Source organism: Prauserella shujinwangii (genome assembly GCF_003001955.1).
GTDB classification, from domain to species: domain Bacteria; phylum Actinomycetota; class Actinomycetes; order Mycobacteriales; family Pseudonocardiaceae; genus Qaidamihabitans; species Qaidamihabitans shujinwangii.
In genome coordinates, this window is the sequence record NZ_PVNH01000003.1 from 41,914 (window position 1) to 62,061 (window position 20,148).

Consider the following 20,148-nt stretch of genomic DNA (forward strand, 5'->3'; position numbering starts at 1 on the left):
GCCGGGTACGCTGCACCCTTGCCACGGGAGTCCGGCGCCGCCGGGCTGAGAGGTGGGCGCGAGTCCACGACCGTTCGCACCTGATCCGGATCATGCCGGCGCAGGGAGGCCCTCGCGCTCCTTCTTGCCGGTGGGGACAAGGAGGGTTCATGAGGTTCATCCGGGCGGCTTCCGTGCTGCTCGCCGGTGCGCTCACGGCGGGCTGCACCCTCGCCGGAGGCGGTGAGGACCAGGCCGAGGGCACACCGACCGTCACCCTCGTCACGCACGACTCGTGGACGGTGCCGCAGGAGGTGCTCGACGCCTTCGAGCAGCGTTCGGGCATCAGGCTCGAGGTGCGCAAGCAGGGTGACGCCGGTGAGCTGACGAACAAGCTGGTGCTCACGAAGGCCAACCCCATCGGCGACGTCGCCTACGGCGTGGACTCCACGTTCGCCTCGCGGGCGCTGTCCGCGGGCGTCTTCGAGTCGTACACGAGCCCGGAGGCCGACCGCGGTCCGCAGCGGTACGCCATCGATCCGAGGCACCGGCTGTCCGCTGTGGACGTGGGCGACGTCTGCGTCAACATCGACACGCGGTGGTTCGCCGAACGCGACCTGGCCGAGCCGGAGACACTGGCCGATCTCACCGACCCGAAGTACCGCGACCTGCTGGTGGTGGAGAACCCGGCGACCTCGTCTCCGGGGCTGGCGTTCCTGCTGGCGACCGTGGCCGAGTACGGCGAGCAGGGCTGGCTCGACTACTGGTCCCGGCTGGAGCGCAACGGCGTCAAGGCCGTGAGCGGCTGGACCGAGGCCTACACGCAGGAGTTCTCCGGCTCTTCCGGCAACGGCCCGCGGCCCATCGTCGTGTCCTACGCCTCGTCCCCGGCCGCCGAGGTCGACGAGAACGGCGAGCCGACCACCAAGGCCCTGCTCGAGACCTGCTACCGGCAGGTCGAGTACGCGGGTGTGCTCGCGGGCACCGACCAGCCCGACAACGCGGGCAAGGTGGTCGACTTCCTGCTCTCCCAGGAGTTCCAGAGCATCGTCGCCGAGAACATGTACGTCTACCCGACGCGGGAGGGCGTCGAGCTGCCCTCCGCCTGGGCGGAGGCCGCGCCGCTGCCCGAGGACCCGGCGTCGCTGCCGGGGGAGCGTGTGCAGTCCGGCCGGGAGCGCTGGATCGAGAAGTGGCGCGCACTGGTCGAGGGATAGCCGGGGTCGCCGCCGTCGCGGTGGTGCCACTGGCCTTCCTCGTGGTGTTCTTCGCCTGGCCGGTCGCCGGCATTCTCGGCCTCGGCTTCTCGTCGGGCGGTATCGCGACGACCCTGTTCGAGTCCCAGACGTGGCGGCTGGCGGCGTTCACCGTGGCGCAGGCCGCGGCGGCGACGCTCGTCGCGGTGGCCGCCGGGCTGCCCGTGGCCTACCTGCTGGCCAGGGTCCGCCTGCCCGGACTCGGTGTGGTGCGGACGCTGGTGCTCGTGCCGTTCGTGCTGCCGACCGTGGTGGTCGGGCTCGCCTTCCGGGCACTGTGGCCGGACGGCGGCGTGTTCACCATCGTGCTGGCCAACGCGTTCTTCAACGTCGCCGTCGTCGCGCGCACGGTCGGCGGGCTATGGGCGCAGCTCGACCGGCGCGGCGAGGACGCGGCGCGCTCGCTCGGCGCGTCGCGGTGGCGCGCGTTCCGTACGGTCACCCTGCCCGCGCTGACCCCCGCGCTGGCGTCGGCGGCCGCGGTCGTGTTCCTGTTCTGCGCCACCAGCTTCGGCGTCGTCCTGATCCTCGGCGGCGCGCGGTGGCGCACCCTGGAGACCGAGATCTACCTGCGCACGGTGAACCTGCTCGACCTCTCCGGCGCGGCGGCACTGTCGCTGGTCCAGCTCGCCGCGGTCGTCGCGGCGCTGGCCGCGGGTGCGCTGGCCCGGCGCAGGCGCGAGACCGCGCTGGCCCTGCGGGCACAGCCGACCCCGGCACGCCGCCCCGAGCGCGGCGAGTGGTGGGTGGTCGCGGCCGCGTTCGCCGTGCTGGCGCTCCTGCTCACGCCGATCGTGGGCCTGGTCGCCCGCTCGCTGTCCACACCGGACGGCTGGAGCCTCGACGGCTACCTCGCGCTGTCCGGCCAGGGTGAGCGCGGGGCGCTGAACGTCACCGGGTGGCAGGCCGCGGCCAACTCCGTGCGGGCGGCCTCGGACGCCACCGTGCTGGCGATGGTCGTGGGTGTGCTGGCGGCCGTGGTGCTGGTGTCGCTGCGCCGCTCGCCAGGGCGGGGTCCGAGGGTCCTCGGGGAGACCATGGACGCGGCGCTGATGCTGCCGCTCGGTGTCTCGGCGGTCACCGTGGGCTTCGGCTACCTGGTGACCCTCGACGCGCTGCCCGGCGACCTGCGGACCTCGCCGCTGCTCGTGCCGTTCGCGCAGGCGCTCGTGATCATCCCGCTGATCGTGCGCATGGTGCTGCCCGTGCTGCGCTCCGTGGACGAGCGGCTGCGGCAGGCCGCCACGACGCTCGGCGCGGGTCCCGTGCGGGTGTGGCGCGAGATCGACCTGCCGCTGACCATCCGGTCGCTGATCGCCGCGGCGGCGTTCGGTTACGTGGTGGCGCTCGGCGAGTTCGGCGCCACGAGCTTCCTCGCGCGGCCGGACGCGCCGACGCTGCCGGTCGCGATCGCCTCGCTCGTCAGCAGGCCGGGCGAGCTGAACAGCCAGATGGCCTATGCCGCCTGCGCGCTGCTGATGGCGGTCACCGCCGTCGTGGTGGCCCTGATCGAGCGGCTGCGGTCCGCGCAGTCGAGGGTGGGTGAGTTCTGATGCTGGCGGTCGAGGGGCTGACGGTGCGCTACGGATCGTTCGCCGCGGTGCGGGACGTGCGGCTGGAGATCGCGGACGGCGACGTGCTGGCGCTGCTGGGCCCCTCCGGCTCCGGCAAGTCGACCCTGCTGCGGGCGATCAGCGGTCTCGAACCGGGCGCCACCGGGGCCGTCCGCTGGGACGGCGCGGACCTCGCCCGCGTGCCGGTGCACCGGCGTGGGTTCGGGCTGGTCTTCCAGGACGGGCAACTGTTCCCGCACCGCGACGTCGCCGGGAACATCGCGTTCGGCCTGCGCATGCACGGCGTGCCCGCCGCCGAGCGGGGACCGCGCGTCCGTGAACTGCTCGATCTGGTCGGGCTCGCGGGTTACGAGCGGCGCAAGGTCACCGACCTGTCCGGCGGCGAGGCACAGCGCGTCGCGCTCGCGCGAGCGCTCGCGCCGCGGCCGCGGCTGCTGCTGCTCGACGAGCCACTGTCCGGTCTGGACGCCGAGCTGCGCGAGCAGCTCGCCATCGACCTCGCGGAGCTGCTGCGCCGGGCGAAGATCACCACCCTGCTCGTGACGCACGATCAGGAGGAGGCGTTCACCCTCGCCGACCACGTGGCGGTGCTGGAGAGCGGGGAGATCCGGCAGGCGGGCGAGGCGCGGGAGGTCTGGCGCAGGCCGGCCGACGACCGTGTCGCGCGCTTCCTCGGTGTGACCACGCTGCTCGACGCCAACGTCCGGGACGGCGTGGTCGGCACGCCGCTCGGCACGGCGCCCGTGCCGTGGCTGCCCGACGGTGCGGTACGGCTGGGGCTGCGGCCGAACGCCGTGCGGGTGGCCACGACCGGCGTGGGCGGCGAGGTGCGCAGCCGGGTGCACCGGCGCGACCACGTGCGGCTGTGCGTGCGGCCGGACGCCGGGCCGGACACCGTCGACGCCGTGGCGCCGGTCGCGGCCGATCTCCGCGCCGGGGACCGGGTCCGCCTGGCCCTGGACCCCGACGGACTGGCCGCGATCGGCTCGTGAGTGTGAAACGTGGTTAGAACGACGTTTCACACTCACGAGCCGGGGCGCGGCCGGTCAGCCGTCCTTCGTGGTCAGCCGGGCGTAGGCGACGGAGAGGCCGATCGCGAGATAGCACGCCGCCCGTAGGGCGCCCTCGCCGAGCGTGTCCAGCGGCATCGGGTCACGCAGCACGTCGGCGAGCGCGATCTGCCAGGAGTCGTTCAGCAGCACCGGGTGCAGCCAGCTCAGCGCGTCCAGCAGGCCGAGCACGGAGAACAGGACGATCCCCGCCAGTACCGAGGCCACGACCAGCATCGGGTGCTCGGTCCACGCGGAGATCGCCAGCGCGACCGCCCCCACGGCCCACAGCTGCAGCGACACCCACGCGGCCGCCACCGCGACCTTCCCGATCGCCGCCGGGAACGACAGCGTGGTGCCCGACAGCGTGAACAGCGTCCCGCCGCCGTTGATCACCAGACCGGTCAGCATGCCGGTCAACGCCATCGTGAACGCCGCCGTCGCCGCCACGGTGGCCACGCCGAACGCCTTGACGAGCAGCAGCTTCCCGCGGCTCACCGGGGCGAGCAGCCAGCCGCGCAGCGTCCCGTGTGCCGACTCGCCGGCGAGCGCGTCCGCGCCGGCCATGGCCGCGGCCAGCGGCAGCAGCAGCGCCAGCGTCATCGCCAGGGTGCCGACCGGCAGTACCAGCGCGTTGCCCGCGGCACTGGCCAGCAGTGACCCGCCGCCCTCGCCGCCGGGCCCGTCCCCGGGCGGACCCGGCGAGTCGGCGAGCGTCAGGGCGACCCCGACGATCACCGGGAGGACGGCGAGCAGCCCGAGCACGACGAGGGTGCGCGGCCGGTGGAAGATCCAGTGCAGCTCGGCACGCAGCAGCCGAACCGTCGGCGCGTGCGGCGCCCGGCTCCCGGTCCCGGCCAGTACCTGTGTGGTCACGTGTCCTCCCCGTCCGTCTCGACGACGTCCGAGAGCCCGTCCCGCTCCGGCCTGTCCTCGCCGTTCGTCTCGCCCTGGGTGAGCCGGGCGAACAGGTCCTCCAGCCCGGTCCGCGCCCGCCGCGCCTCGTGCACCGGCACCCCGGCGCGCACCAGGCACGCCACGACCTCGGGGGCCGTCGCCGCGGTCAGGTCGGCCCGCACCCCCTCCGGCACGAGCCGGGACGGGATACGACCGCCGCGCAACGCCTCCATCGCCGCGGTCGTGTCCGGAGTGGACACCACGAGCCCCGGGTTGCCGGTCTCCAGCAGCTCGGCGAGCTCCCCCTGGGCCACCACGGTTCCCGCGTGCAGCACGGCGACGTGCGTGCAGGTGGCCTCGACCTCCGCGAGCAGGTGCGAGGACACCAGCACGGTCACCCCGGAGGCGTGCAGCTCGGCGATGATCGAGCGGATCTCCCGCGTACCCGCGGGATCGAGGCCGTTGGTCGGCTCGTCCAGCACCACCATGCGGCGGGGCACGAGCAGGGCGGCGGCGAGGCCGAGCCGCTGCTTCATGCCGAGCGAGTAACCGCGGTAACGCCGCCGCGCCGCGGCCGTCAGCCCGACCCGCTCCAGCGCGTCGTCGACCGCGCCGGGGATGTCCCCGCCGCCGAGCCGGGGTTCGGCGGCGGCGAGGCGCAGCAGGTTGTCCCGCCCGGAGAGGAACGGGTGGAAGCCCGGTCCCTCCACGAGCGCCCCCACGTCGGGCAGCGCGTGCCCGGCCTCGTCGGGCATCGCGTGGCCGAGCAGCGTCGCCTCCCCCGCCGTGGGCCGGACCAGCCCGAGCAGCATCCGGATGGTGGTCGTCTTGCCCGAGCCGTTCGGCCCGAGCATGCCGAGCACGGCGCCCTCCGGCACGTCCAGGTCCACGTGGTCGACGGCGACGGTCGGGCCGTAGGTCTTGCGCAGCCCCCTGGTCCGCGCGGCCAGCGGCCCGGTGGGCGGGGACAGCGGATGGTCCGCGATGCCCCCGTCCACCGACACCGTGCGCACCGACGTGCTCACCGGGTGCCCAGTGCCTCGGTCAGCACCTGCTGGGGCACCGCGCCGAACGCGACCCGGCCGTCGTCGGTGACGAGCGCCGTACCCACCTTGGTGGTGATCGCGTGGCCCGAGCCGAACTCGCCGCTCACCGGCGTGCCGACCTGCCCGAGCAGTCCGCGCACGTTCTCGCCGCGCTCGCCCGGCGCCTGCCGGTCGAGCAGGCCGGCCGGGAGCTGACCGACGAAGACGGCGTCCCAGCCCTCGCCGACGACGTCACCCGCGACCTCGTCCCGCATGTGGTCCTCCCGCTGCGGCTGCTGCTCCTGCTCGACCGTCGCCCCCTCGGGCGGCGTGAACCGGAACAGTTCGGCGGGCTGGGCGCCGAAGTCGATGTCGCTGAACCCGATCCGCAGCGCGGGTTCCGTGGTGCCGTTGGTGTGCACCGACAGCCGCAGCGGCAGGCGGGACTCCGAGTCCACCGCGACCCGGACCTCCCGCAGCAGGGTCCGCTCGGCCGGCTTGGGCGTCAGCACGAGCTCGTAGACCGCCCGGTCGGCGACCCGCGCCGTGCCGTCCACCGTCACCGTGCTGCTCTCCCGGACCGTCCGCAGGAACTCCGCCGCCAGCCGCGTCGGGTCGGCCATGCGCTCGCCCTCCGGCCCCAGGGGCCGCTCGCCGTGCGCCCGGTCCACCGGCGACCTGGTCACGGTGTTGGTCGCCGAGTCGTAGTTCCACAGGGTGTTCCCGTCGAGCACGATCGTGTGCTCGCTGGCCCCGTCCTCCAGCGCCAGCCTCGACCGGCCCTCGCCGTCGCTGTACACCCGCGCCGACTCGAGGTCGAGGGCCGGTACGCCCGGCACCGCGGGCAGGCCGAGGTCGTTGTCCACCTCGACCGTGCCGGACAGCGCGGGTGCGTCCGCGCGGAGGACCGACTCCACCAGCGACTCGGCGCTCACCGGCGGCAGCTCGGGCGCCTCGCCCGCCCCCGCGGGCACCGCGATCGCGGCGAGCCCCGCCACGCCGAGCGCGGTCCCCGCCGCCGCGATGCTCACTGCCTTGCGTTTCGGATTCATCGTGCTCTCCCTGTTCGATCCCAGTGTGCCCCTTGTTCCGCCTCCGAGGTTGCGGCACCGGGCCTGAGACCGGACTGAGAGCCTGAGAACCGGCTGAGAGTTCCCGCGCGAATCCGCCGGAGGCGGCATTCTGAGAGCTGTGAATCCGCGAGTTCTGGTCGTCGACGACGAACCCGGCGTGCGCAAGGCGCTGCAGCGTGGCCTGCGCGCGGAGGGTATGGACGTCGTGACGGCCGCCGACGGTCCGAGCGCCCTGCGGCTGGCGGAGACGGGCGCGTTCGACGTGCTGCTGCTCGACATCATGCTGCCGGGGCTGTCCGGCTACCGCGTCCTGCAGGCCCTGCGGGCGAAGGACGTGCGGACGCCGGTGCTGCTCGTCTCGGCGAAGGACGGGGAGATCGACCAGGCGGACGGGCTCGACCTCGGCGCGGACGGGTACCTGGTGAAGCCGTTCTCGTTCGTGGTGCTCGTCGCGCAGGTGCGGGCCGTCCTCCGGCGGTCGTCGGTGGAGTCCGCCCGCGGCGCCCTGCGGATCGGGCAGCTGGTGGTCGACCGGTCGACGCGGGAGGTGCGGTGGCACGATGACGTCGTGCCGTTCAGCCCGCGCGAGTTCGCGCTGCTGGAGGCGCTCGTCGGCAGGGCGGGCACGGTCGTCACGAAGGACGAGCTGCTCAAGGCGGTGTGGGGCGACGCGCAGGCGGCCACGCGCAACGTGGTGGAGGTGTACGTGGGGTACGTCCGGCGCAAGCTGGAGGCCGTCGGTGCGGGCGAGTTCGTGCGGACCGTCCGGGGGCACGGCTACGTCGCCTCGGACCCCGAACTCGACCAGGCGATCACGGGGTGATCCCGCCGCGCCGGTGGTGGCTGCGGCGCAGCCTGCGGTTCCGGATCACGATGATCGCCACCACGATCACCCTGGCGCTGCTGTTCGGGCTCGCCGGTCTCGCGGGCAAGACGCTCGGCCCGCTGCTCATCCAATCCGTCGACGACGAGCTCACGGCCGTGCTCGCCACCGCGGGCGACCAGGTGCGCTCAGGGTCCGGGCCGCCGGAACGCGGGGGCATCGCGGTGCGCGTACTCGACACCGCGGGCACGCCCGTCGACGGCGGCGCACCCTCCGGGCTCGACCGCGAGCAGGTCGGCGAGCTCAAGGCGGGTCTGCCCGTCACGGACCCCGGCGACCCGAAGTGGCGGTGGCTCGGCGAGGTCGTCACGGCCCCGGACGGAGCACAGCGGCTGGTCGCCGTCGGGGCACCGCTGGTGGGCTTCCACGCCGCCGTGGTGGACGGTTCCCGCTGGCTGCTGCTCGTGGCACTGGTGGGCGCGCTCGTCGCGACGCTGGCGACCTGGCTCGGCATCCGCTCGGCGCTGCTCCCGGTCGACCGGATGCGGCGTTCGGTGCGCGCACTGCCGCCGGGGCGCCGCCTGCCGCTGCCCGAGGCGGGGGACGAGCTGCGCGATCTCGCCGCGGAGTTCAACGCGCTGCTGCGCAGGCAGGAAGAGGTGAGCGAGCGGCTGCGCCGGTTCACCGGGGACGCGGCGCACGAGCTGCGCTCGCCGGTCGCGTCGATCCGCGTGCAGGCCGAGGTGGCGGTGAGCAACCCGGACCCCGAGCTGGCTCAGGAGACGCTGACCGACATCCTCGACGAGGCGGAGCGGCTGTCGGCGCTGCTGGACGGCCTGCTGGCGCTGGCCCGCTCCGACGCGGGGGAGCTGCCGCCCGCCGAGCCCGTCGAGGTGGTCACCGAGGCCCGCGACGCGGTGGCCAGGCTGCCGGAGGGTGCGCCGCCGGTCCGGGTGCACGCCGCCGTGCCGACGGCGTGGGCGCTCGCGGCGCCCGCCGAGGTGGCGCTCGTGCTCGACAACCTGCTGCGCAACGCCTGCCGGTACGCCGAGTCCGAGATCGTGCTCTCGGTGCTGGCCTCCCGGTCCCGGGTGCGGGTGGTCGTCGACGACGACGGGCCGGGCATCTCCGCCGAGCACCGGGAGCACGTGTTCGACCGGTTCTACCGGGTCTCGGACGACCGGGCACGCAGTTCCGGCGGGGCCGGGCTGGGGCTGGCGATGGTCGCGGAGGCGGTCCGCAGGCGGGGCGGCCGGGTGACCGTCGGGGAGTCGCCCGAGGGCGGCGCCCGGTTCCAGGTGAACTGGCGCAGGCACCACGGGTAGCGTTGCCGTCCCGTGAAACCTTCCGTCGTCGTCGGCGCCGCGATCGTCCGCGGCGGCCTGCTGCTCGCCCAGCAACGCGCCTACCCGGCCGAGGCGGCCGGCCGCTGGGAACTGCCCGGTGGCCGGGTCGAGGCGGGGGAGTCGGAGCCGGACGCGCTGCGCCGCGAGTGCGCGGAGGAGCTGGGGGTCGCCGTCGCCGTGCTCGGCCGGGTGGGCGCCGACGTTCCGCTGCCCGGCGGGAAGGTGCTGCGGGTCTTCGGTGCCGCGCTGGCCGATCCGGTCGCCGAGCCGAGGGCCGTCGAGCACCGCGCCGTGCGCTGGTTCGCGGCCGCCGAGCTCCCGGCCGTCGACTGGCTGCCCGCCGACCGGGCACTGGTGCCCGCACTGCTCGATCTGGTTTCCGCCGCCGACTCCGGATGACGCGATCGACCAGCGGGTTTACCGTCATTTCATGTACATCGTGCTGCTCACCTACACCGCGCCGTTGCCGGAGATCGACTACGAGCTGCCCGACCACGCGGAATGGCTCGCGAGGCAGTTCGAGCACGACTACTTCCTCGCGTCCGGGAGGCGGGATCGCCACCTCGGGGAGGTGATCATCACGCGGCCGATGGCGCGCGGCAAGCTGGACGCGGTCCTGGCGACGGACCCGCTGGCGCTCAAGCACCTCGCCCACTACGAGGTCGTCGAGTTCGCCGCCACGAAGACGGCGGCGGAACTGCGCACCGTCAACGAGGCCATCGCGCGCTGAATGCCTGGTCACCGCTCGTGAGTGAAAAACGTGGTTAGAACAACGGAAAGCACTCACGAGGTGGGGTTGCGTGTGGTGGTGCTCTCACGCGGCCTTGGCCAGCTCGGCCTTGGCCTTCTTCAGCGCGAGCACCGGGCACTTCTTGCAGCGCGGCTTCGACTGGCAGCACTTCTTCTTGACCTTGCCGGCCTTGATCCGTTTGCGGACGATCGCCTTTGGATCATGCGCGTGTTTCTTGCTCAAGTCTGACGCTCCACGCTGGCTCGGGTGCCTGCTCCAGGTTAGGTGAGCCTAGCCTATTTCGAGGTGTGGCGCTGGACACAGCGCGGCCGCGGTTATCCTGGACAGTGACCGGGTCCGGCCGCAGGGCCGCTGGTCACCCCAACCTCTTTTCGTTTCAGGAGCCGACGCGTGCCCACAGCCGCCGCCGAGAAGGTCCGCACGGACCTCCGCAACGTCGCGATCGTCGCCCATGTCGACCACGGCAAGACGACCCTCGTCGACGCGATGCTGCGCCAGTCCGGCGCGTTCGCCGAGCGCGCGGAGCTGGTCGACCGCGTCATGGACTCCGGTGAGCTGGAGCGCGAGAAGGGCATCACCATTCTCGCGAAGAACACCGCGATCCGCAGGGTGACGCCCGAGGGGCCGGTGACGATCAACGTGATCGACACCCCCGGCCACGCCGACTTCGGCGGTGAGGTCGAGCGCGGGCTCGCCATGGTCGACGGCGTGCTGCTGCTGGTCGACGCCAGCGAGGGCCCGCTGCCGCAGACCCGGTTCGTCCTCCGCAAGGCACTCGAGGCCAAGCTGCCCGTCGTGCTCGTGGTGAACAAGGTCGACCGGCCGGACGCCCGCATCGCCGAGGTCGTGGAGGAGACCCACGACCTGCTCCTCGACCTGGCAGGCGACATCGAGGGCGCCGACCTCGACGCGGTACTCGACCTGCCCGTGGTGTACGCCGCCGCCAGGGACGGCAGGGCGAGCCTCACCCAGCCCGAGGACGGCGGCCGCCCCGACAGCGAGAACCTGGACCCGCTGTTCGAAGTGCTGCTGCGGCACGTGCCGCCGCCGACGGCCGACCCCGAGGCGCCGCTGCGGGCGCTGGTCACGAACCTCGACGCGTCCAGCTTCCTCGGCCGGATCGCGCTGGTCCGCATCCACGCGGGCACCCTGCGCAAGGGTCAGACGGTCGCGTGGCTGCGCGAGGGAGGCTCGGTCCAGCAGGTGCGCGTGTCCGAACTGCTGGTCACCGAGGCGCTCACCCGCGTGCCAGCGCAGCAGGCGAGCGCGGGCGACCTGGTGGCGATCGCGGGCATCCCGGACATCACGATCGGCGACACGCTCGCCGACCCCGAGGTCCCCGAGGCGCTGCCCAGGATCACCGTCGACGAGCCCGCGATCTCCATGACGTTCGGCGTCAACACCTCACCGCTGGCCGGCCGCAACGGCGGTGACAAGCTCACCGCCCGCCTGGTCAAGGCCAGGCTCGACCAGGAGCTGGTGGGCAACGTGAGCGTCCGCGTGCTGCCCACCGACCGGCCCGACACCTGGGAGGTGCAGGGCCGCGGTGAGCTGGCGCTGGCCATCCTGGTCGAGCAGATGCGCCGGGAGGGCTTCGAGCTCACGGTCGGCAAGCCGCAGGTGGTCACCCGCACGATCGACGGCAAGCTGCACGAGCCGTTCGAACGGCTCTACCTCGACGCGCCCGAGGAGTACCTGGGCGCCATCACGCAGCTGCTGGCGTCCCGCAAGGGGCGCATGGAGCACATGGACGGGCACGGCACCGGCCGCATCAAGCTGGAGTACGTGCTGCCCTCGCGGGGGCTGATCGGGTTCCGCACCGACTTCCTCACCGAGACCCGCGGCACCGGCATCGCCAACCACGTCTTCGAGGGCTACTTCCCGTGGGCGGGGGAGATCCGCAGCAGGTACACCGGCTCCCTGGTGGCCGACCGGTCGGGTCCCGTCACCGCCTACGCCATGCTGCAACTGGCCGACCGCGGCACGTTCTTCGTCGAGCCGGGCGCGGAGGTGTACGAGGGGATGGTCGTGGGCGAGAACCCCAGGGCCGAGGACCTCGACGTCAACATCACCAAGGAGAAGAAGCTCACCAACATGCGCTCGTCGACCGCGGACGAGCTGGAACGGCTCGCGCGGCCGCGCAAGCTCGGGCTCGAGGAGGCACTCGAGTTCCTCGCGCCGGACGAGTGCGTGGAGGTCGGCCCGGACGTCGTGCGGGTCCGCAAGATCACGCTGGACGTCGGCCAGCGGGCGAAGGAGCGGTCCCGCGCCAAGAGCAGGGACCGCAACGCCTGAGCCGCCGAGCCTTTGGGCCCGCCACCCGCCACGAGTACCGATCCACTATCGGGGCTTGACATCCGGTCTGGCAGTCTCGGTGCCACGTGATGGGCGTGGCAGGATGGCTGGTTTCCGGTGAACTGGAGGGGCTGCGGCGTGCGGACGAGTGGCAGGACGAAGGCAGGTGCGTTGCTGTTCGCGCTCGTGACCGCCGTCGCGGGCTGCACGAACACACCGCCGCCGCCGGTGGTCACCTCGCCGGTCGCGGAGACCGACGCCCCGCAGCCGGACGAGACCGCCTCCCAGATCGTCGTCGGCGTGGACGAGATCGCCGGTGGCTACAACCCGCACAACCTCGCGGACACGTCCACGATCACCTCCGCGCTGTCGCAGATGCTGCTGCCCTCGGTGTTCCGGCCCGGTGACGAGGGTGAGCGCGTACTCGACGAGAGCCTGATGACCTCGGCCTCGGTCATCTCGCAGGACCCGTTCACGGTCGCCTACGAGATCCGGCCCGACGCGTCGTGGTCGGACGGCGCGCCGATCGCGGTGGAGGACTTCGCCTACCTCGCCGACGCGATGAAGAACCAGCCGGGCGTGGTCGACCCCGCGGGCTACCGGCTCATCTCCGGCATCGAACCGGGGCAGGGCGGCAAGCGTGTGGAGGTCACGTTCACCGAGCCGTACCCCGCGTGGCGGACGCTGTTCGACAACCTGCTGCCCTCGCACCTGCTCAAGGACGCGCCAGGCGGCTGGCAGGGTGCCCTCGCCGACAGCTTCCCCGCCTACGGTGGTCCGTTCGCGATCAAGACGCTCGACAACGCGCGCGGCGAGATCGTGCTGGAGCGCAACGAGCGCTACTGGGAGAAACCCGCCGCCGTGGACCGGATCGTGCTCCGCCGGATCGACGGCAGCGCGATGGCCGGTGCGCTGAGCGGGGGAACGGCGCAGTTCACCCTGTCCACAACGGACGGAACCGAACACAAGCTGCTGGAGAGCCTCGGTGCGGACGTCCAGCTGCACACGGTCGCCCGCCCGGTGACCGCCGAGGTGCTGTTGCGGCCGGCGAGTCCCACGCTGGCCGACGACCAGGTGCGGGCCGCGGTCGCCACGCTCATCGACCGCGACGCGCTCATCGCCGAGGGCACGGCGGGCGGGCCGTCCGCGCGGCTGCGCGCCGACGCGCAGGTCCGGCCGCCCTCATCGGCCGGCTACGCCGCCACCAAGCCGAAGGACCGCGCCGCCAGGGCCGCGGAGCGCCTGCTGGCGCAGGCCGGCTACACCCGCCAGGCGGGCACCTGGCGGCGGGAGGGCGAGCCGCTGTCGCTCGTCATCGCCGCGCCAGGACAGCGGGAGCCGTACGCGAGCATCGCCAAGGTGCTCGCCAGGCAGCTGATGGCGGCGGGGATCGAGGTGAACACCGTCAACCCGCCGTCGAGGGAGCTGTTCGCCGATCAGCTCGCGATGCCGGTGACCGGCGACGGCACGATCGGGGCGGGCTCGTCGAACGGCGCGGTGCCGGTCGACATCGCGGTGGTGCCGCAGTCCGCCGGTGGCGATCCCGCGACCAACCTGGCCTCGGCGTTCGGCTGCGGTCCCGGCTGGGACGAGGACGAGTCGGGGGACGGCGGGAACTCGGGGGACACCGCGCGGGCGCCGGCCAACCCGGCCGCCTTCTGCGCCGAGGGGATGCAGCCGGAGATCGAGGCGGCGCTCACCGGCGAGCGGCCGGCCGACGCCGTGCTCGCCGAGCTGGAGCCCGCGCTGTGGCAGGAGAACGTGGCGATCCCGCTGTTCCAGCTGGCCGACACCCTCGCGATCGGCTCCGGGGTGCTCGGTGTGACGCCCGGCGCCCCGCTGACCGGCCCGTTCTCCTCGGCCGTCAACTGGACCCGCGGCAACCGCTAGCCGGGACACAGTGAATGGCACATTGCCCGCGTTCAACGCACGCAATGTGCCATTCACTGCTGGTGGTCAGATCAGCTGCAGGGACTCCGCGTAGTGGCAGGCGGAGGGGTGGCCCTGGCCGCGGTCGACCAGCTGTGGCTCCTCGTTCTTGCACTTCTCCCGCTGCGCGTCCGTCAGCTGGTTCGCGAACTTCGGGCAGCGGGTGCGGAACCGGCAGCCGCTCGGCGGGTTCGCCGGGCTGGGCACGTCGCCGGTGATGACGATGCGCTGCCTGCTGCGCTCCTTGCGCGGGTCCGGCACCGGGATCGCCGAGATCAGCGCCTGCGTGTACGGGTGGGCCGCGTTCTGGAACAGCTCCTCCGCCGGCGCCGTCTCCACGATCTTGCCCAGGTACATCACGGCGATCCGGTCGGCGATGTGCCGCACCACCGACAGGTCGTGGGACACGAACAGGTACGACAGCCCGAGTTCGGCCTGCAGGTCCTGCAGCAGGTTCAGCACGCCGGCCTGGATCGACACGTCCAGCGCCGATACCGGCTCGTCCAGCACCAGCAGCTTCGGCTCCAGCGCCAGCGCGCGGGCGATGCCGATGCGCTGCCGCTGGCCACCGGAGAACTCGTGCGGGAACCGGTTCCCGTGCTCCGGCCGGAGGCCCACCGTCTTCAGCAGCTCCCGCACCCGGTCCTTGCCGCCGTTCTCGTACAGCCCGTGGATGCGCAGCGGTTCCGCCACGATCTCGTTCACCGGCAGCCGCGGGTCGAGGGAGGCGTACGGGTCCTGGAACACGATCTGCAGGCTGCGCCGCAGCCGCCGCATCTCCTTGCTGGACAGCTCGCCGAGGTCCTTGCCCTCGAACTCCACCGTGCCGCCGGTCGCGGGCTGGAGGTTGAGCACCACCCGCGCCGTCGTCGACTTGCCGCAACCCGACTCACCGACGAGCCCGAGCGTCTCGTGCGGGTAGATGTCGAACGACACGTCGCACACGGCGTGGATCTCGCCGATCCGGCGGCGCAGCACGCCGCCGCTGTGCACCGGGAAGTGCTTGACCACGTTGCGCGCCGAGAGCACCGGCGTTCCGTGCTGCTTCGAGTGCACAGGGGACATCGCGGTTTCGGTCATCGGCGGGCCTCCCCTTCGTTCGTGCCCGCGGGCAGCGGCGTCGCGTCGTCGGCCTGCTCGCTGAACAGGTCACCCGGCTCGTGTCCCTCGACGCGGTAGCTGAAGTGGCACGCGCCCAGGTGGTCCGGGTTCGGCCCGGGTTCCAGCGCCGGTTCCTCCGTCTCGCAGATGTCCTGGGCGAGCGGGCACCGGGGGCTGAACGGGCATCCCGGCGGCATGTTCACCACGGACGGCGGCGAGCCCGCGATCGGCGTGAGCCGGTCGGTCTTCACGTCGAGCCGGGGCAGGCTGCCCAGCAACCCGAGCGTGTACGGCATCCGGGGCGTGTAGAACACCTCGTCGGCGGTGCCCGCCTCGACCACCTTGCCCGCGTACATGACCAGTACGCGGTCGGCCTGCCCGGCGATGACGCCGAGGTCGTGGGTGATGAGGATCATCGCCGCACCCGTCTCCTGCTGCGCGGTCCGCAGCGCCTCCAGGATCTGGGCCTGGACGGTGACGTCCAGCGCGGTCGTCGGCTCGTCGGCGATGATGACGTCGGGCCGGTTGGCCATCGCGATCGCGATCACGACGCGCTGGCGCATGCCACCGGAGAGCTCGTGCGGGTAGGCGTTCGCCCGCTGCTCAGGGTGCGGGATGCGTACCAGGTCCAGCAGTTCCACGGCCTGCTTGCGGGCCGCGTCCTTGCGGATGTCGTGGTGCGCCATGATCGCCTCGGCGATCTGGTCCCCGATGGTGTAGACCGGGTTGAGCGAGGTCATCGGGTCCTGGAACACCATGGAGATGCCCCTGCCCCGGACCTTGGACAGTTCCTTGTCGTCCGACTCCAGCAGTTCCCTGCCCTGGAAGCGGACCGAGCCGGAGATCCGGGCGGTGCCCGGCAGCAGGCCCATCACGGCCAGCGAGGTCACCGACTTCCCGGAGCCGGACTCCCCGACGATGCCGAGCACCTCGCCGCGGCGCAGGGTGTAGTTGACGCCGCGGACGGCCTGGACGAGCCCGTCGTCGGTGGGAAACTGCACGTTCAGGTCCGCCACCTCGAGGACGGGATCGGCCGTCGTCGCAGTGGGGTCTGTGGTGCTCATGCGCGTACCTTCTTCTGCTGCGGGTCGAACGCGTCGCGGAGTCCGTCCCCGATGAAGTTGATCGTGAGGGCGATGATGATGATGAACAGGCCGGGGAAGTAGAACAGCCACGGCCGGGTCGACACCGCCGTCTGGTTGTCGCTGACCAGCAGGCCCAGCGAGGTGTCCGGCGGGCGGACACCGAAGCCCAGGTAGGACAGCGCGGTCTCGATGAGGATCGCGATCGCCACGAGGATCGTGGCGTTGACGATCACCGAGCCGAGCGCGTTGGGCACCAGGTGCTTGAAGATGATCCGCAGGTCGCTCGCGCCGAGTGCCTTGGACGCCTCGATGAACTCCTTCTCCCGCAGCGAGAGCACCACGCCGCGCGCGACACGGGAGACGTAGGCCCAGTACAGGCCCCCGATGATGAACGCGATCAGCCACCAGCTACCGCCCGCGACGTCTCCGAGCACTGCGGCGACCGCGAGCAGCGGCAGGGTCAGCACCAGGTCGGCGATGCGCATGAGGACGGTGTCGAGCCAGCCCCGGTAGAAGCCGGCCACCGCGCCCCAGATCGTGCCGACGAACGTGGCGATCAGCGCCACCAGCACCGCGACCCCGAGCGAGATCTGGGTGCCGCGCAGCACCTGGGCGAAGCTGTCATGCCCCACCGCGTCGGTGCCGAACGGGTGCTCCCAGGACGGCGGCTGTGACTCGTCCGGGGTGATGTCGGCGACGTTGTACTTCCACAGCGCGCCGCCGACGAAGGCCAGCAGCACCACCGCGAGGAGCACGATGAGGCTGCCCACTGCCAGCCGGTGCTGCAGGAACCGCCGGATGACCAGTTGCGCCTGGCTCCGCTCGGCGACCGTGAACTCCCGTTCGGTGCGGGACGGTCCGGCGACGGTGGTGCCCTCGCCGGTGCCCTTGGTCTCCGGGACCTCGGGGGCGGTCGCGTCGATGTCGCTCTTGGTGTGGTCAGGCATAGCGGATCCTCGGGTCGAGCACGCCGTACAGCAGGTCGGCGACCAGGTTGAACAGGATGATGAACGTCGCCGAGATCAGCAGCCAGGCCTGGATGGCGTAGACGTCGTCGTTGCGGATGGACTCGAGCAGGAAGCTGCCCGCGCCGCGCCACTGGTAGACGTTCTCGGTGACGACGGCGCCGGAGATGATCGCGCCGAGGTCGAGCGCGGTGACCGTGGTCAGCGGGATGAGCGCGGTGCGCAGGGCGTGCTTGCGCATCACCTTGCCGCGCCGCAGCCCCTTCGCCCTGGCCAGCCGCACGTAGTCGCTGTTCAGCACCTCCAGCATGGAGGCCCGCTGGAACCGGCTCCACGCCGCGAAGGACAGCAGGGCCAGCGAGATGGTGGGCAGCACCATGTGCCCGAGGACGTCGGTGAACTCCGCCCACGCGCCCCCCGCGACGTACACGGAACTGTCGCCGATCGTGTAGAGCACCTGCTCGCCGACGGCGTTGTTGAAGCTGATGCCGGCTTCCTTGAGCAGGATCGCGAACCAGAACGACGGCATCGCGAGGAAGAGGAAGCCGAAGAAGGTGAACGTGTAGTCCAGCTTGGTGTACTGCTTCACCGCGCTGATGACACCGACGATGATCGCGAGGATCAGCGCGATGAGCATCGCCAGGAAGATCAGCCGGAAGGTGACGCCGAACCGGGCGATGACCTCGCTACCCAGGTCCAGGTTGGAGTGCACCGAGGGGCCGAAGTCGCCCTGGAAGAGCCCGATGAGCCAGTTCCAGTAGCGCTCGAGCAGGGGCTCGTCGAGGTTCAGCCGCTGCCGCTCGAGTTCGAGCACGCGCGGCGGGGGTGGTGGGTTTCGTGCCTGCAGCTGGTTGAGCGGGTTGGCCGTCAGCGCCCCGCCGATGAAGACGATGAACGTCGAGGCGATGAGGATCGGCACCGATATCAGCAATCGGCGCAGTGCGTAGGCGAGCATGGAGGTCTTCCTGCTGTGTGCGGGTCAACGTGCGGCGTCGCCGCTCGTGGCGGGTACCGCCCGTCAGGCAGCGTACGTCCGTGGATGTGTGGTCGTGATCGGGGCCACCGTCGCCGACCGTCGGCGACGGTGGCCCCTCCCGGTCTATCCGCTGATCAGTGTGGGCTGGTCAGCCCGGGTCACTCCGCCCGCAGGCCCCACTGCGCGATGTTGTAGGTGGGGGTGTCCAGCGTCGAGTTGTTGCGGATGTTGCCGATGTTGTCGTAGGCCGCGATGAACGTCGGCTTCTGGTACAGCGGCAGCACGTAGGCGTCCTCCGCCATGATCCGGTTGGCCTCGTTCAGCTTCTGGTTCGCGGTCTGCTTGTCGGTCTCCGACGCCGCCTCGGTCAGCAGCTTGTCGACCTGGGCGTTCTTGTAGCCGCCGAAGTTGCTCTCCGACTCCGAGTGCCAGAGCTGGATGCCGCCGCTGTAGGGGAACGGCGACATGACCCAGGCGAACACCATGATGTCGTAGTCGCCCTCGACCAGCGTGCCACCGAGGTCGTCGGTCGGCTGCACGTTGACCTTCACGCCGAGCTCCCTGGCGGCCTGCGCGAACAGCTCGCACTGGTCCTTGCGGATCTGGTTGCCCGTGGTGTAGCGGATCCGCATCGCCGGGATCGCCGTGCCGTCCGGGTCGACCAGCTGGTCGCCCTTCAGGGTGTAACCCGCGTCGGTGAGGATCTTCTTGGCCGCCTCGACGTCACCGGTGCCGTGGCCGAACTCGCTCACCACGTCCTGGTAGCCGTCCTGCTGCGGCACGAAGTTGTGGCTGTTGAGCGGCTTCACCTTGTCGGTGAACTGGCCGACGGTCTTGTCGATCAGACCCTGCCGGTCGACCGCGGTGAACAGCGCGTCACGCAGCGGCTCCTCGGCGAGGAACTTGTTGTCCAGGTTGAAGTCGAAGTGCTCCCACGTCAGGCCGAGGCCGATGTGCGAGGACACGTTCGGGATGTTCTTGATCTGGTTGACGAGGTCCACCTGCGGCTGCGGGTAGATCACGTTGACCTCGCCGTTCTGCAGCGCGGTCGGCTCCTGTGCGGCGTCCGTGATCACCCGGAAGACGACCCGGCCGAGGTTGGGCTTGTCGCCCCAGTAGTTCTCGTTCGGCACGAGCGTCAGGGCGACGTTGTTCTCCCACTTGTCGATCTTGAACGCGTTGCCCGAGTAGTCCGGCACGTTCTTGCCGAGCCACTCGTACGACGACGCCAGGCCCTTCGGGGTGTTGATGTCCCCGTGCTCGGCGGCGATGTGCGCCGGGTACATCGGCTCGCCGGAGCCCCACATCTTCTGCCAGTCGGTGAACGGCTTCGTGAACGTCACCGTCACCGTCTTGCCGTTGTCCGAGCCCTCGACCGACTTGACCTGGTCGTACCCGGCGGTGGAGGCGGGCGCGCAGTCCGGGCAGTCCGTGCCGTTCTGGACCTTCCAGTTGTAGATGAAGTCCTCGGCGCTGATCGGCGTGCCGTCCGACCAGGCGGCGTCCTGCTTGATCTTGTACTCGATGACCTGCGGGTCCTCGCTGACCATCTCGGCGGACTCGAGCAGGTCCTCGTTCATGGCGACGCTCAGGTCGGGCTTGGTGTAGAAGGTGTACGGCAGCACCGTCTTGATCGCCATGGCGCTGTCCAGCACGTTGCCCTCGGCCGAGGTGATGTTCCAGTTCTCGATGTTCTTCTCCATCGCGAACGTGACCTCACCGCCGTCCTGCAGCTGGTCCGCCGGCACGGAGTTGCACTCGTTGGGGTTCGTGTCGCAGTCGGCGAAGATCTGGCCGGTCTGGCCCTCCCCGTCGCCGCCTCCGCCGCCGCACGCGGACAGGGCCAGAGCGGCCCCAGCGATGAGCGCGGCCGACCGGACCACGCGTGACTTGCTCGTTAACATTGATTCTCCTTGCTGGACGCCGTCGGGATTCGAGGCGATCTCTCCCCTAGGGACGGCAAGCGACCGATGTGATCGAGCCCGCTGGCCGTTAGCGTGCACGCTAAGCAGCGTCACGGCCAC

18 protein-coding genes and 1 riboswitch are annotated in these 20,148 nt (G+C 71.6%); of the genes, 9 read left to right on the plus strand and 9 right to left on the minus strand.

Annotated elements, in window-relative coordinates; translation table 11 throughout:
* The first annotated feature begins 13 nt into the window (after positions 1-13).
* Positions 14-124, plus strand: a riboswitch (TPP riboswitch).
* A gap of 25 nt (positions 125-149) precedes the next feature.
* From B0I33_RS06925 to B0I33_RS06935, 3 genes are read left to right on the plus strand one after another with little or no spacing between them, the layout of a single operon-like run.
* A complete protein-coding gene (locus tag B0I33_RS06925) occupies positions 150-1,196 on the plus strand; it encodes a thiamine ABC transporter substrate-binding protein (protein ID WP_106177748.1) in 1,047 nt (348 codons plus the stop codon).
* Positions 1,197-1,216: 20 nt separating this feature from the next.
* Positions 1,217-2,788 carry an ABC transporter permease gene (locus B0I33_RS06930; RefSeq protein ID WP_106177749.1) on the plus strand — a complete coding sequence of 524 codons (1,572 nt, stop codon included), beginning with the start codon at positions 1,217-1,219 and terminating at the stop codon, positions 2,786-2,788.
* Complete coding sequence (locus tag B0I33_RS06935) at positions 2,788-3,801, plus strand: ABC transporter ATP-binding protein (RefSeq protein ID WP_425440448.1); 1,014 nt, start codon at positions 2,788-2,790, stop codon at positions 3,799-3,801. The genes B0I33_RS06930 and B0I33_RS06935 overlap by 1 nt, the downstream gene beginning before the upstream one ends.
* A 54-nt stretch (positions 3,802-3,855) precedes the next feature.
* Here the strand turns inward: B0I33_RS06935 and B0I33_RS06940 are convergent, their stop codons facing one another.
* The 3 genes from B0I33_RS06940 to B0I33_RS06950 are packed head-to-tail and all read right to left on the minus strand — an operon-like array spanning position 3,856 to position 6,832.
* The gene (locus B0I33_RS06940; protein ID WP_106177751.1) at positions 3,856-4,734 is read right to left on the minus strand and encodes an ABC transporter permease subunit; all 879 of its coding nucleotides are present in this window, start codon (positions 4,732-4,734) and stop codon (positions 3,856-3,858) included.
* Positions 4,731-5,768: an ABC transporter ATP-binding protein gene (locus tag B0I33_RS06945; protein ID WP_106178220.1), complete on the minus strand. Its 1,038-nt coding sequence runs from the start codon at positions 5,766-5,768 to the stop codon at positions 4,731-4,733. Before B0I33_RS06945 ends, B0I33_RS06940 begins: the two co-directional genes overlap by 4 nt.
* Positions 5,769-5,776: 8 nt before the next feature.
* Positions 5,777-6,832, minus strand: a complete 1,056-nt coding sequence (locus B0I33_RS06950) for a LolA family protein (RefSeq protein WP_106177752.1) — start codon at positions 6,830-6,832, stop codon at positions 5,777-5,779.
* Between the two features lie 139 nt (positions 6,833-6,971).
* Between B0I33_RS06950 and B0I33_RS06955 the strand changes: the two genes are divergently transcribed.
* The 4 genes from B0I33_RS06955 to B0I33_RS06970 are packed head-to-tail and all read left to right on the plus strand — an operon-like array spanning position 6,972 to position 9,752.
* Positions 6,972-7,676 (plus strand): response regulator transcription factor, encoded by a 705-nt coding sequence (locus B0I33_RS06955; protein WP_106177753.1) that lies wholly within the window; start codon positions 6,972-6,974, stop codon positions 7,674-7,676.
* Complete coding sequence (locus B0I33_RS06960; RefSeq protein ID WP_425440449.1) at positions 7,673-9,001, plus strand: sensor histidine kinase; 1,329 nt, start codon at positions 7,673-7,675, stop codon at positions 8,999-9,001. Before B0I33_RS06955 ends, B0I33_RS06960 begins: the two co-directional genes overlap by 4 nt.
* A gap of 12 nt (positions 9,002-9,013) precedes the next feature.
* The gene (locus B0I33_RS06965) at positions 9,014-9,421 is read left to right on the plus strand and encodes a (deoxy)nucleoside triphosphate pyrophosphohydrolase (protein WP_106177754.1); all 408 of its coding nucleotides are present in this window, start codon (positions 9,014-9,016) and stop codon (positions 9,419-9,421) included.
* A gap of 31 nt (positions 9,422-9,452) precedes the next feature.
* Complete coding sequence (locus B0I33_RS06970) at positions 9,453-9,752, plus strand: YciI family protein (protein WP_106177755.1); 300 nt, start codon at positions 9,453-9,455, stop codon at positions 9,750-9,752.
* Between the two features lie 84 nt (positions 9,753-9,836).
* Here the strand turns inward: B0I33_RS06970 and B0I33_RS29865 are convergent, their stop codons facing one another.
* Positions 9,837-9,995 (minus strand): hypothetical protein, encoded by a 159-nt coding sequence (locus tag B0I33_RS29865; RefSeq protein ID WP_181193207.1) that lies wholly within the window; start codon positions 9,993-9,995, stop codon positions 9,837-9,839.
* Between the two features lie 168 nt (positions 9,996-10,163).
* Between B0I33_RS29865 and typA the strand changes: the two genes are divergently transcribed.
* Both typA and B0I33_RS06980 read left to right on the plus strand, forming a co-directional pair.
* On the plus strand, positions 10,164-12,068 hold the full coding sequence (gene typA / locus B0I33_RS06975; RefSeq protein WP_106177756.1) for a translational GTPase TypA: 1,905 nt from the start codon (positions 10,164-10,166) through the stop codon (positions 12,066-12,068).
* Positions 12,069-12,206: 138 nt separating this feature from the next.
* On the plus strand, positions 12,207-13,958 hold the full coding sequence (locus tag B0I33_RS06980) for an ABC transporter family substrate-binding protein (protein ID WP_106177757.1): 1,752 nt from the start codon (positions 12,207-12,209) through the stop codon (positions 13,956-13,958).
* Between the two features lie 66 nt (positions 13,959-14,024).
* Here the strand turns inward: B0I33_RS06980 and B0I33_RS06985 are convergent, their stop codons facing one another.
* From B0I33_RS06985 to B0I33_RS07005, 5 genes are all read right to left on the minus strand, one after another.
* Positions 14,025-15,077 carry an ABC transporter ATP-binding protein gene (locus B0I33_RS06985; RefSeq protein ID WP_245900482.1) on the minus strand — a complete coding sequence of 351 codons (1,053 nt, stop codon included), beginning with the start codon at positions 15,075-15,077 and terminating at the stop codon, positions 14,025-14,027.
* Positions 15,074-16,162 (minus strand): ABC transporter ATP-binding protein, encoded by a 1,089-nt coding sequence (locus B0I33_RS06990; RefSeq protein WP_106177758.1) that lies wholly within the window; start codon positions 16,160-16,162, stop codon positions 15,074-15,076. The genes B0I33_RS06985 and B0I33_RS06990 overlap by 4 nt, the downstream gene beginning before the upstream one ends.
* Entirely contained in the window at positions 16,159-17,130 is a 972-nt protein-coding gene (locus B0I33_RS06995; protein WP_106177759.1) for an ABC transporter permease, read from the minus strand. The genes B0I33_RS06990 and B0I33_RS06995 overlap by 4 nt, the downstream gene beginning before the upstream one ends.
* Positions 17,123-18,103, minus strand: a complete 981-nt coding sequence (locus tag B0I33_RS07000) for an ABC transporter permease (RefSeq protein ID WP_106177760.1) — start codon at positions 18,101-18,103, stop codon at positions 17,123-17,125. The genes B0I33_RS06995 and B0I33_RS07000 overlap by 8 nt, the downstream gene beginning before the upstream one ends.
* A gap of 179 nt (positions 18,104-18,282) precedes the next feature.
* Positions 18,283-20,028, minus strand: a complete 1,746-nt coding sequence (locus tag B0I33_RS07005; RefSeq protein ID WP_106177761.1) for an ABC transporter family substrate-binding protein — start codon at positions 20,026-20,028, stop codon at positions 18,283-18,285.
* Between the last annotated feature and the right edge of the window lie 120 nt (positions 20,029-20,148).

Coding starts and splice junctions, on each gene's coding strand:
- B0I33_RS06935 (WP_425440448.1), top strand. CDS start 2,788: ATGCTGGCGGTCGAGGGGCTGACGGTGCGCTACGGATCGTTCGCCGCG.
- B0I33_RS06995 (WP_106177759.1), bottom strand. CDS start 17,130: ATGCCTGACCACACCAAGAGCGACATCGACGCGACCGCCCCCGAGGTC.
- B0I33_RS07005 (WP_106177761.1), bottom strand. CDS start 20,028: ATGTTAACGAGCAAGTCACGCGTGGTCCGGTCGGCCGCGCTCATCGCT.
- B0I33_RS06925 (WP_106177748.1), top strand. CDS start 150: ATGAGGTTCATCCGGGCGGCTTCCGTGCTGCTCGCCGGTGCGCTCACG.
- B0I33_RS07000 (WP_106177760.1), bottom strand. CDS start 18,103: ATGCTCGCCTACGCACTGCGCCGATTGCTGATATCGGTGCCGATCCTC.
- B0I33_RS06985 (WP_245900482.1), bottom strand. CDS start 15,077: ATGACCGAAACCGCGATGTCCCCTGTGCACTCGAAGCAGCACGGAACG.
- B0I33_RS06970 (WP_106177755.1), top strand. CDS start 9,453: ATGTACATCGTGCTGCTCACCTACACCGCGCCGTTGCCGGAGATCGAC.
- B0I33_RS06950 (WP_106177752.1), bottom strand. CDS start 6,832: ATGAATCCGAAACGCAAGGCAGTGAGCATCGCGGCGGCGGGGACCGCG.
- B0I33_RS06990 (WP_106177758.1), bottom strand. CDS start 16,162: ATGAGCACCACAGACCCCACTGCGACGACGGCCGATCCCGTCCTCGAG.